General features: G+C 72.0%; 6 protein-coding genes and 2 pseudogenes. 6 read left to right on the top strand and 2 right to left on the bottom strand.

All coding sequences use genetic code 11. The features are described 5' to 3' along the window. The first annotated feature begins 3 nt into the window (after positions 1-3). Together UK82_RS25875 and UK82_RS25880 are read left to right on the top strand one after the other, a co-directional pair. Positions 4-1,245 carry an FxsB family cyclophane-forming radical SAM/SPASM peptide maturase gene (locus UK82_RS25875; protein WP_236706447.1) on the top strand — a complete coding sequence of 414 codons (1,242 nt, stop codon included), beginning with the start codon at positions 4-6 and terminating at the stop codon, positions 1,243-1,245. Beyond that, entirely contained in the window at positions 1,242-3,095 is a 1,854-nt protein-coding gene (locus UK82_RS25880; RefSeq protein WP_055409865.1) for an HEXXH motif domain-containing protein, read from the top strand. Before UK82_RS25875 ends, UK82_RS25880 begins: the two co-directional genes overlap by 4 nt. On the opposite strand, the gene fxsT is transcribed toward UK82_RS25880, so the two are convergent. Next, positions 3,090-5,636: an FxSxx-COOH system tetratricopeptide repeat protein gene (gene fxsT / locus UK82_RS25885; protein WP_236706448.1), complete on the bottom strand. Its 2,547-nt coding sequence runs from the start codon at positions 5,634-5,636 to the stop codon at positions 3,090-3,092. The two genes, UK82_RS25880 and fxsT, sit on opposite strands and share 6 nt — an antisense overlap. An 824-nt stretch (positions 5,637-6,460) precedes the next feature. Here fxsT and UK82_RS25890 point away from each other — a divergent pair. The 4 genes and pseudogenes from UK82_RS25890 to UK82_RS40240 all read left to right on the top strand — a co-directional run. Then, positions 6,461-8,560, top strand: a complete 2,100-nt coding sequence (locus tag UK82_RS25890) for a hypothetical protein (protein ID WP_044885706.1) — start codon at positions 6,461-6,463, stop codon at positions 8,558-8,560. A gap of 106 nt (positions 8,561-8,666) precedes the next feature. Then, positions 8,667-9,594, top strand: a 928-nt coding sequence (locus UK82_RS25895; RefSeq protein WP_236706449.1) for a glutamate decarboxylase, incomplete at its 3' end; no start/stop codon positions are given. 1 nt (position 9,595) lies between these two features. After that, a pseudogene (locus tag UK82_RS40235) lies at positions 9,596-9,863 on the top strand (pyridoxal-dependent decarboxylase); the annotation flags it as partial. A 1-nt stretch (position 9,864) separates the two neighbouring features. Continuing rightward, a pseudogene (locus tag UK82_RS40240) lies at positions 9,865-10,073 on the top strand (glutamate decarboxylase); the annotation flags it as partial. Positions 10,074-10,103: 30 nt separating this feature from the next. On the opposite strand, the gene UK82_RS25900 reads toward UK82_RS40240, so the two are convergent. Further along, complete coding sequence (locus tag UK82_RS25900; RefSeq protein WP_055409872.1) at positions 10,104-11,987, bottom strand: AMP-binding protein; 1,884 nt, start codon at positions 11,985-11,987, stop codon at positions 10,104-10,106. Positions 11,988-12,166 lie beyond the last annotated feature (179 nt).

A 12,166-nucleotide genomic window follows, 5' to 3' on the forward strand; every position in this document is an offset into this window, starting at 1 on the left:
AGGGTGCAGATCTCTGACGCCGACGCGAGGCGACCGCGGCGGATGGAGTGGCCGTATGGCTCGCTTCCCGACAAAGAGCTGGAAGGCTCGGGTTGGCGACCCGAGCCCTTCTCGCAGTTCGTTCTCAAGGTGCACAGCCGCTGCAACCTTTCGTGCACCTATTGTTACGTCTACCATCAGGTTGATCAGAGCTGGCGCAGTCAGCCCGCGGCGATGAGCCACCGGACGGTTGCCGCGACGGCCGGGCGAGTGGCGCAGCATGCTCGGCGGCACGCTCTGAGCGCCGTCCACGTCGTCCTGCACGGCGGCGAGCCGCTCCTGGCCGGGGCCGACCTGCTCGACCACGTGGTCACGGCTTTTCGGGATGCGGTGCCCGCCGGAACGCGCGTCGTGTTCAGCCTCCAGACGAACGCCGTGCTGCTGACCGAGCGCATGCTCGATCTCTGCCTGGGCCACGGCATCCGCGTGGGCGTCAGCGTGGACGGCGGCGTCGACCACCACAACCGACGGCGGATCCGACGGGACGGGTCGGAAAGCCTCGCGGACACGCAGGCCGGACTCGCCCGGCTGACCGGGCAGCGGTTCCGTGACATCTTCGGCGGTCTGCTCTGCGTCATAGATCTGGCAAGCGACCCGGTGGAGGTGTATGAAAGCCTGCTCGCCTGGGACCCGCCGGCGGTCGACTTTCTGCTGCCTCATGGAAACTGGCTGGTCCGACCGCCCGGGCGGGGGGCGGACGAGCGGGACACGCCGTACGCGGACTGGCTCGAGTCGTTGTTCGACCGCTGGTATTCCGCCTCGGAACACGAGACGGAACTCCGCCTCTTCGACGAGATCATCGCTCTGCTGCTCGGCGGCCGCAGCCGGGTCGAGACCGTGGGGCTGACCCCGTCGACGGTGGTCGTGGTCGAGACAGACGGCTCGATCGAGCAGGTTGACGCGCTGAAGTCCGCCTACCAGGGAGCCGCGTCAACCGGGTTGCACGTCGACCGGGACGACTTCGATGCCGCTCTGCGGCATCCGGGCATCGTCGCCAGACAGATCGGTGCCGCGGCGCTCGGCGAGGAATGCGCCGGTTGCCCGATCCATCGGGTCTGCGGTGGTGGGTACTACCCCCATCGATACCGGCCGGGTACCGGCTTCCGGAACCGCTCGGTGTACTGTCCGGATCTGTTCCACCTGATCTCGCATATCGGAACCCGGATCGGCGCGGATCTCGAGCGCGCCCGACGCCGCACAGAGTGAGCGTGAAACTTCATCGGCTGGCCGCCGCTGATTTCGATGAGCTGGCGGTGGGGGGCGGCGGGGCGGAGGTTGTCCACCGCCTCCGGGCGACGCAGCTCAGCAAGCGGCTGTTGACTCTGCGTGCGGTCATGGACGACGCCGCCCGCCTGGCGCCGACGGCCGGCGGCCGGCTCGCACGCAGCTTCGAGGTGCTTGTCGCCGCGCAGCGCGCCGCGCCGGACATGGTGGACGAGCTGTTGCTCTCGCCGGGCTTCGGGCTGTGGGCGATGCACTGCCTGCGGCGGATGCGCGGCGCCGTGTCCTCACCCATCCCGCTCGAGGACGATCTGGCCGGGCTCGGTGCGCTGGCCGTCGCCGCGGCCCTGCGGGCCGGGCTGGAGGCCGAGGTCCCGGTACTGATCCGAGACGACGAGCTGGTTCTGCCCACCCTTGGCCGTTACCGTGGCGCGTCTTCCGGCTGGGCCCAGGCGCGGACCGCCGGTGGCGCACTGACGTTGCGCACAGCCGGCTCACCGCAGGAGCACCCGGTCCTGATCGCCCGGGCAGCGGGGGCGGCCGAGCGCAACCTGATCCGCGACGCCGGTTCCGACTGGGAGCCGATTCCCACTCTCGACGCGCAGGCGGCGGGCGAGCGGATCGAGCTGCGCCTGGACTTCGTCGATCCCGCCCGCCTGCTGCTCGACCTGCCCATGACGTCCGAGATCGTCCCGGAGGCGCTCGACCTGTGGCGCCAGCGGCTTGCCGAGGGCTGGCGGATCCTGTGCCGGTGCGACCCACGCGCGGCGCGGGCGATCGCCGCCGGGCTCACGACGGTCTTCCCGTTGCGGCCGACGAGCGGCGCGACCGAGCTCAGCGCCTCCGTCGGCGAGGCGTTCGGGGCGGTCGCGATGACGCTGCCCAAGGACGGCCTGTCGTGCGCGGCCGCCCTCGTCCACGAGTTTCAGCACAACAAGCTGTCCGCACTGCTCGATCTCGTCACCCTGGTCGAGCCCGTCGAGGGACGGCTGCTCTACGCGCCCTGGCGCGCCGATCCCCGCCCCCTGCCCGGCCTCCTCCAGGGTGCCTACGCCTACCTCGGCCTCACCGGATTCTGGGACTTCCAGCGGCGGGTGCTCCCCGAGCCGGCCTACGCGCATTTCGAGTTCGCCCGGTGGCGGGAGGAGGTGTGGCGGGTCCTCGTCGCGATCCGACTGTCCGGTGCGCTGACCCCGCCTGGACTGCGTTTCCTCGACGGCATGCGGACGGTGGTCTGGCGCCACCGGCAGGCCGCGGTGCCAGCGGAGCCGCGGATGCTGGCCCGGCGGATCAGCGCCGACACCTGGACGGCCTGGCGGCTGCGCAACGCCGAACCCGCCGCCGACCGGGTGGCGGCCCTCGTCCGGGCCTGGGCCGCCGGCCGCCCGGCGCCGACCGGGATGCGGGTGCCCACAAGCATCCGGGCCGGCAACCGCGGCCTGGTCGACAGCACCCGGCTCAGTCTGGCGCATCTCCGGCTGCATGAGCCGAAGCTCTTCGCAGCCGTGCGTGAGGGCGTTCCCGGTGTGCTCGAGGAGAACTTCTCGTTGGCCGATCGGGCGTATGCCTGCGGCGACTTCCCGGCCGCCGCGGCCGCCTACAAGCAGCAGATCGCCGACGATCCGGATCACCTCGGGGCCTGGGCCGGTCTCGCGCTGTGCCGCCGGGAGACCGGCCGACACGGCAGCCGGGTGCTTATCGCCCACCCCGAGCTCGTCCGCGCGGTGCACCGGGGGGTCGAGGAGCTGAGCGGGGACCGCGTCGACCCGGATGATCTCGCGGCCTGGCTACCCGAGCCGGCCCCCGACGGGACCCCTGGGGGAACGGGGTTATAGCGGCGGCGGCTCGAAGTCGAAGTCCAGCCGCTCGCCGCGCAGGCCGGCCCGCACGTCCGGATGCTCTTCACCGAGGACCCGCCGGTAGCGGCGCACCGTGTCCTCGGTGAGGGCCTGGCCCTCCTCCGTCCGGCCGACGGTGGCGAGGTCCAGCGCGACGTTGGTCGCGCAGACGAGCGTGTGCGGATGATCATGACCGAGGAGTTCCCGGAACCGGGGGAGGGCCGCCTCTCCCATCTTCACCGCCTCGTCGGTCCGCCCCAGCGCGGAACGTGCCGTCGCCAGGTTCGCCACACAGGTCAGGGTGAAGTGGTGGTCGGCGCCCAGCCTGGCCTCCAGACCAGCGAGCGACTCGGCCAGCAGGGTCTCGGCCTCCTCGATCCGGCCGAGCTGCCGGTGGACGAGGGCGAGGTTCAGGCCGCAGCCGTAGGTGTAGGGATGGTCGGGGCCGAGCACGTCGCGATAGCGACGGACGGTCTTCTCGATCCGGACGGTCGCCTCGTCCGGATCGCCCGCCACTCGCTGCGCGTTGCCGAGGTTGATCCCGGCGGCGAGGGTGTCCGGGTGCTCGGAGCCGTACTGCGGGCTGTTGGTGTACCGGGCGTGCACCTCCCGTGCCAACTCCAGCGCGGCGGCGAAGTCTCCAGCCTTGCGGCGCGCAACCGAGAGCTCCTTGGCGTGCTGGAGCACGTGCCAGTGCCCGGCCGGCAGGATCCGACGCTGCACCAGGTCGAGGTAGATCAGGTACGCCTGCTCGGCCAGCTCCCGGGCCTCCAGGTACTGCCCGGCATGGCGGAGATCGCGGGCGAGGGCGGCCATGGAGAACACCACCCACACCGCGTCGTCGCGGGTGTACGCGGCGCGCCGGTCGGCGAGGTTGCGCTGATCTGCTTCGAGGGCCCGGACATACGAGCTGGTGAGGGTGTAGTCGACGGCGAGGTTGTTGGCGGCGAACAGGGTGGCCTGGTGTTCCTCGCCGAAGACCGCCCGGTGCCGGGCGAGGGAGTCCTCGTCGAGCTCGCGGGCGGCCTGGAACTCGCCGAGGGAACGCAGGTCCGCACCGTAACCGTTCAGGACGAGCAGCGTCTCCTCGTGCTCCGCCCCGAGCACGTCCGTGATCGCCTCCAGGGTGGGGCGCCGCAGCTCGTAGGCCTCGCGATACCGGCCGAGTGCCCACAGGATGTCAGCCTTGATTCCCTGCAGGATAAGGACGTCGGGATCACGATCGCCGGAGTCGGTGACCCAGCCGGCCAGCGCCCGATCCGCCTCGACGAGGCCGGTGGAGAAGTCACCGATCTGGTAGAGGTACCGCACGACGTGTTCGATCAGCTGACGCGCCGGCGGCTGCGGGGCCCGGTAGACCTCGGAGGGCACGATGTGCGGCAGCAGCCGGCTGAACAGCGGCCAGTTGTCCTCCTCCGCCTCGCCCGGGTCCGCCCCGATGAGCAGCTGGTGCACCTCGTCGCGCACCCGACGCTGGTCCTCGGCCGGCAGATCGTCGCGGATGAGCTTCTGGACGAGCCGGTGGACCTGCAGCGTCTTGTTGGTGGTGTCGAGGCGGGCCAGGGCGTAGCGGCCGAGCTCCCGGATCGCGCGGCTGACGACCAGCCGATCCTGCATGGCAACGCCGAACTCGGACTTCAGGATGTACTTGCCGCGGTCGAGGATCTCCAACGAGATCGGTTCCGGGCTGAAGAACGCGCAGCGGCGGAGCAGCTCCAGGGCGAACGGCGCCTGCTCCTGCAACTTGCTCACCGACAGACTCCAGGCCGCGGCGACCGGCCGGGAGTAGTCGGCGGGCGCGTTCTCGGCGAGCAGCCGGCCGCCGGCCTCGCGCAGCAGCTCCAGGTACTCCTGGGCGCCCATGCCCGTCTCGGCCTGCAGGGCGCCCGCCTGCTCCAGGGCGAGTGGCAGGTCACCGAGCGCGTCGGCGAGTTCGTCGGCGTCGGCTCGTGAAATACCCTCAACCCGGCGGGTGAGGAACTCCAGGCTTTCCCGGCGGTCGAAGACGTTCACCTCGAGCGTGTCGACGTGACTGAGCCAACTCCGGTTGCGCGAGGTCACGATGACATGGCCTGGACCGTGCGGAATGCTGGGACGGATCAGTTCTGGCTGCTCGGCGTTGTCGAAGATCAGCAGCCAGCGGCGGTAGGGTTCCCCGCGGCGCAGCGCGTCCAGCACCTGGGTGACGGCGTCGTCGACCCGCAACGGGGCGGTGTCCGCCAGCCCCAACCGGGGTGCGAGGGTGGCGAGGGTGGACCGGACCAGCGAGGGCTGGTCGGCGGGCACCCACCACACGAGGTCGTAGTCGGTCTGGAAACGGTGGGCGTACTCGATCGCCAGATGGGTCTTGCCCACCCCGCCGAGCCCCTGTAGCGCGTGCGGCAGGACCGCGGTGACGTCACGTGTGTCCGAGGTGATGCGGGCGCGCAGATCGGCGAGCAGGCCTTCCCGGCCGGTGAAGTTCTTGTTCCGTTGCGGCACGTTGCCCCACACGGCCGGCACTCGCCGACCGGTGTCCTGCACCGGAACCGACTTCACCACCGAATCCACCATTCCCCCGCGTTGTTCGACGCGAGGTGGTTCGTTTGTCGACGTCATACCTCGCCCATACAAACAATCTTCAGCTTACCGAGCGCCTGGATCTTACCTCTGGAAGGGGCTGGGTGGGCACCCCTGGCCGGGCTGCGTGTCGCTCCGCGCACTCCCCGAACTTTTCTACCATATAGTGATGAAAAAGACGGTTGTCCGGTTCTTGCCAGGCGACATCTGGACGACTGGGGAAAGTCCAGGTCAAGGGCCGGCTTCCGGTGTGCGTTGCGGCGGGAGCCGCCCTGGCGATGCTGGCTGCGCTGTCTGAGCGATGTCCAGGGTGTGTGCCTGGGGTGAGTGTTCGGGGTGAGTGTCCGGGGGGTGAACGTCGAAGCGGGCGGATGCGGAGCCCCGGGGGCGACTGCCGCGGCGGCGGCCCTGGTCGCCGCGGTGTCAGCCTGGCCGCAGCCCAGGCCGCCACAGCGCGGGTGCCCGCGCCGGAGGGCCCTATTCCCGGCAGGCGGCGAATATGGCCGGTGTGGTCCACCGGGCCGTTGTCCACCGCCGCCGATCCGGGGTCGGATAGTATTCACCGAGGTCACCGGGTTGGCAGCGAGGGGCTCTACCACATTGGCTACTGAAGCGGTCGCGGCGGGCGGCGTAAATGCGATTTTCTCGGGCGAGCTCGTCGCGGGGACGGTTCGCCCTTTGCTGGGCGGAGCTGCCAGGGCCGGGCGGAGTTCATGGCTGCCGGCCGAATCTTCTGTGTGCAGTGCGTCGTCCCGGCCGAACGAGGCGCGCAGCTCCCGGCGCTGTAGTGGACGAGTCGCGCGATGACGGTTGTCCCGGGCGCCTCGCCGTTTCCCGGTCTGCGGCCTTTCACGGAGATCGACTCCGCCCGGTTCTTCGGGCGGACCGCCGCCGCCCACGCCCTGTTGGCGAAATGGCTTGAGAACCGCCTGGTGGTCGTGTACGGACCACCAGGCGTGGGAAAAAGCTCGCTGTTGCGGGCGGGAGTGCTTCCACACCTTTCGCCGGAGGTCGCCCACGTGCTGCCGGTGGGTCGGATCACCCCGCTGCCGGGCGCCACCGGCGCCGGTGTTCCCTCGCTCGGCCGGGTGGCCAACCCGTTCGCCGAGACGTTGTTGCGGACCTGGTCCGGCCCGCGGGGGACGTCGACGCTGCCGCCCGCCCTGCGCGACCGGCTGGGCGGAGATGGGCCGAGCCTGCAGGGCCGTCGGCGGCCCGCCGACCCGGACCGGCCGATCCTCGCTGCGGTGGATCAGTTCGAGGATTTCTTCGCGCCGTGCACCCCCTACCTTGATCCGTTGCGGGAGCAGTTCATCACGCTGCTGGGCGAGGCGGTCGCGGCGCTGCCCAACCTGCGCCTGCTCCTGGTGATCCGGCACAATGCCCGGTCCCGTCTCGCCCCCTACGAGACGACGCTCGCCGGCGGCGAGGATGCCGCCGGAGTCCGGGTCGGGGGGCTGGACCGGCACTCCGCGATCGCCGCGTGCGCCGAGCCGATGCGGCGGGCCGGTCGGCCGCTGCCGCCGGAGGTCGTGGCGGCCTGTATCGACGAACTCCTCAACAGCCGGGTGGTGGACGCCGCCGGAACCGTGTCGGTCCTGACCGCGGACGCCGTCCCGCCGGCCTACCTCCAGCTCGTGGCCGCGTCGCTGTGGCGGGACACGGCCGACCGCGGCGCCTCGCTCGGGCCGGACCTCATGGAATCCGCCGCTCGGGTCGACGCGGTCCTGGGGGCCCACCTCACGCAGGTCATCGTGACGGAGGCGGGGCGGCACCACCTCGACGCCGGGGACGTGCGCCGGTGGCTGATCCGTACCTTCGTCACCGAACGCGGGCGTCGGGCGACGGTCGACGAGGGCCTCGTCGCGACCGCCGGGATGCCCAACGCGCTGCTGGCGGCGCTGGCCGAGCGGTACGTCCTGGCCAGCGAGTGGCGTTCGGGCTCCCGCCGGTTCGAGCTCTTCGACGACCGGCTCATCCCCCCGCTGCAGGCAGCGGTGCCGGACTGGCCGGCGGCCGACGCGCCGGCGGCGGAGATCGGTGCGATCGACTACCTTCAGGCGGCCCTGATCAGCCTCGCGGACGGCGATCTTGCGGCCGCCCGGGTACATGCCGACGAGGTGCTGCGGCGCGACGCCGAGGATCCGCGCATCCGGGCACAGGCAGTGATGCTGCGCGCCGATCTCGACGAGGCCCAGGGGCGGATCGAGCAGGCCGAGCGCGGCTACCGGGAGGCCGCGCAGCTCTACGAGTCGCTGCCGGACGCCGAATCGTCGGGCCGGGCGCTGGCCGCGGCCGGGCGGCTGCTGCTGCGGGCCGGGCGGCTCGGCTCCGCGGTCGAGGATCTTCAGTCGGCGTCGGCCCGGCTGCCGGCCGAACTCGACGTGCAGATCGATCTTGCTCGGGCCCTGTGGTACTCGGGCCAGCGCTGGGCCGCCGCCGCGATCTTCTCGACGGTGCTGACCATCGCGCCGCTGACGCCGGCGGCCCTGGCTGGGCGCGGTCAGCTACGGGTCGAGCTGGGGGACGACGCGGCGGCCCTGGACGACCTCGACCGAGCGGTCCGGCTGGGCCCGGGCGGCCCGGACACCGCCGACACCGCCGACCTCGCAGGCCCTGCCGGTGCTGGGGACTCCGCCGAGACCCGGGCCGCTCGTGCGCTGGCGCTGGCGCGGCTCGGACGCTCGGCCACCGCGGCCACGGAGACGTCGGCGGTGCTCGACGACGCCCCGGACAGCGGGCCGGTCCTCTGGCGTGCGGCGGGTGTGCTCCAGACCATCGGAGACGACTCGCGGGCGGCCGACCTCCTCGAGCGGGCTCTGCAGGCGCGCGCGCCGGCGTTGCTCGCCCACCAGCGGGAGCAGGTTCACCGGATGCTGCGCCGCCCGGGAGCGATGGCCTGACCGACCGGCTTCCCGGGTGTCGGGCGGTCGGGCGCCGGGCGGTCGGGTGTTTACCGGGAGCGTGTAGACGGAGACGTCGGCGGCAGGTGACGGGAGGTGGACCTGGATGGCGCTGCACGGGAAGGCGAGTGGGTCGCAGGCGGAGCAGACGGTCGACGTGCGGCCGCAGCTGGTCCGGTCGGGGGAGGACGTCGCCGTCCCGCGGTTCCGGATCCCGCGGGAGTCGATCTCGCCCGAGACCGCCTATCAGATCGTCCATGACGAGCTGATGCTCGACGGCAACGCGCGGCTGAACCTGGCGACGTTCGTGACCACCTGGATGGACCCCCAGGCCGATCGGCTGATGGCCGAGTGCGCGCCGAAGAACATGATCGACAAGGACGAGTACCCGCAGACGGCGGAGCTGGAAAAGCGTTGCGTCAACATCCTCGCGGACCTGTGGCACGCCCCCGACTCGGAGCATGCGGTCGGCTGCTCGACCACCGGCTCCTCCGAGGCGGGCATGCTCGCCGGCCTGGCGCTGCTGCGGCGCTGGCGGGCCCGGCGGCGGACGGCGGGTGCCCCGGCCGACCGGCCCAACCTCGTCATGGGCGTCAACGTCCAGGTGTGCTGGGACAAGTTCGCCCGCTACTGGGACGTGGAACCACGCCTGGTTCCGATGGCGCCGGGCCGCACGCACCTGACCGCCGACGAGGCCGCCGCGCGCTGCGACGAGAACACGATCGGCGTCGTGGCGATCCTCGGCTCGACGTTCGACGGCAGCTACGAGCCGGTCGCCGAGATCGCCGCCGGGCTCGACCGCCTGGCCGCCGGAGGTGGCCCGGACGTGCCGGTGCACGTCGACGGCGCGTCCGGAGGGTTCATCGCCCCGTTCTGCGACCCCGAACTGGTCTGGGACTTCCAGCTCGACCGGGTCGTGTCGATCAACGCGTCGGGGCACAAGTACGGGCTGGTCTACCCGGGGGTCGGCTGGGTGGTGTGGCGCGACCGCGCCCACCTGCCGGACGAGCTCGTGTTCGAGGTGGACTACCTCGNCGGGAAGATGCCGACGTTCTCGCTGAACTTCTCCCGCCCGGGGGCTCAGGTCGTCGCGCAGTACTACACGCTGCTCCAGTTGGGCTTCGCCGGCTACCGCCGGGTGGCCCAGGCGTGCCGGGACAATGCCCGCTGGCTCGCCGACGAGGTGGCCCGGATGGGTCCCTTCGAACTCGTCTCGGACGGCAGCGGGATCCCCGCGTTCGCGTTCCGGCTGCGCGACGAGATCACCGACTACACCGTCTTTGACGTCTCCGAGCTGCTGCGCNCCCGCGGCTGGTTGGTGCCCGCCTACCGGTTCCCGCCGGACCTGACCGACCTCGCCGTGCTGCGGATCGTGGTGCGTCACGAGTTCAGCCGCGATCTCGCCGGGCTGCTCGTCGCCGACCTGCGCCGGGTCGTGGACAGGCTGTCCGGCGCCGCGCGGCGCCTCCCGCCGCCCCCACCGGACGGCGAGGCGGCGTCCTTCCACCACTGACCCCGCCCGGCTCGCCGGGCGGGGTCGGGGTCAGTGGGAGGCGGTGAGGACCGGGCGCAGCGCGTCGAGGACGGTGGCGTCCTCGATGGTCGGCGGGACGGCGGGGGAGCGGCCGTCGGCGATCTCGCGCATGGTCCGGCGAAGGATCTTGCCGGACCGGGTCTTGGGCAGGGCCGCCACCACGTCGACCCGCTGGAACGCCGCCACCGGCCCGATCTCCGCGCGGACGCGGGCGACGAGTTCCGCGGCGAGCGTGTCCGGCCCGATCTCGACGCCGGTCTTCACCACCACCAGCCCGCGCGGTACCTGGCCCTTCAACGCGTCCGCGACGCCGACGACGGCACACTCGGCCACGGCCGGGTGGGCGGCGAGGACGGCCTCCATCGACCCGGTGGACAGCCGGTGCCCGGCCACGTTGATCACGTCGTCGGTGCGGCCCAGCACGAACAGGTACCCATCGGCGTCGAGGTAGCCGCCGTCGCCGGTCAGGTAGTACCCGTCGAAGGCGGACAGGTAGGACGCGGCGTACCGGTCGTCGTCCTCCCACAGGGTCGGCAGAGCGCCGGGCGGCAGCGGCAGGCGCAGGCAGATCGCGCCCTCCGTGCCGGTGGGGACGGGTTGGCCCGCCGGGTCCAGCACTCGCACGTCGTAGCCCGGCATCGGCACGGTGGGGGAGCCCGCACGGGCGGGCAGCGACTCCAGACCGATCGGATTTGCGCAGATGGGCCAACCCGTTTCGGTCTGCCAGTAGTTGTCGACCACCGGGATGCCCAGGGTGGTGACGGCCCAGTCGTAGGTGGCCGGGTCGAGGCGCTCGCCGGCCAGGAACAGCGCGCGCAGCGACGAGCGGTCGTACTCGCGTACCAGGGCGCCCGCCGGGTCCTCTTTCTTGATCGCCCGGATCGCCGTCGGCGCGGTGAACAGCACGTTCACCCCGTGCTCGGCGACCACCCGCCAGAAGGCGCCGGCGTCCGGCGTGCCCACCGGCTTGCCCTCGTAGAGCACGGTCGTCGCGCCGGCGAGCAACGGGGCGTAGACCGTGTACGAGTGCCCGACCGCCCAGCCCACGTCGGAGGCCGCCCACATGACGTCCCCCGCCCGGATCCCGTAGATGTTGCCCATCGACCAGGTCAGGGCGACGGCGTGGCCGCCGTTGTCGCGCACGATCCCCTTCGGCCGGCCGGTGGTGCCCGACGTGTAGAGGATGTAGAGCGGGTCGGTGGCGGCGACCGGCACCGGTGACAGCGGCGCGGCCGCGGCCAGCGCGGCGTCCCAGTCATGGTCCCGGCCGGCGATCATCGAGCAGCGCTGCCGGTCCCGCTGGACGATGAGGGTCGCGGCGGGAGCATGCGCGGCCAGCGCGATCGCCTCGTCGAGGATCGGCTTGTACGGGACCAGCCGCGTCGGTTCGATGCCGCAGGAGGCGCTGACGACGACCTTCGCCCGGGCGTCGTCCATCCGGGCGGCGAGTTCGGCCGCGGCGAACCCGCCGAACACCACGGAGTGCACCGCGCCGAGACGGGCGCAGGCGAGCATGCTCACCACCGCCGCGGGGATCATGGGCAGGTAGATGATGACCCGGTCGCCGCGGCCGACCCCGAGCGCGGCCAGTGCCCCGGCGGCGCGCGCCACCTCGTCGGTCAGCTCGGCGAAGGTGAAGCGGCGGACCGTGCCGGTGACCGGCGAGTCGTAGATCAGCGCGAGCGCGTCGCCCCGACCGGCGGCGACGTGCCGGTCGAGGGCGTTGGCGCAGGTGTTGAGCGCGGCGTCGGGGAACCAGCGGGTGAACGGCGCCTGGTCGGCGTCGAGTATCCGCCGCGGCGGCCGGGTCCAGTCGAGGGCCTGAGCGGCGGCCGCCCAGAATTCCTCGGGATCGTTCGCGGCCCGTTCGTACTCCCGCTGGTATGCGCCCATAGCCGTCATCCTCCCGCGCCCGGCGACCGCCGGGGCGCATTCCCGCCCCCCGAGCGCTGCCGTGTGTGGCACCACCGGACGGGTCACCGCGGTCTGGCCTGACGCCGCTGACCACGACTTCGACCCGGGCCGTGGTGTTACGTTCCGCGCCAAAGTGCATCGAGACAGGGAGAGCAGCC

Source organism: Frankia sp. ACN1ag, assembly GCF_001414035.1.
Classification (GTDB): Bacteria; Actinomycetota; Actinomycetes; order Frankiales; family Frankiaceae; genus Frankia; species Frankia torreyi.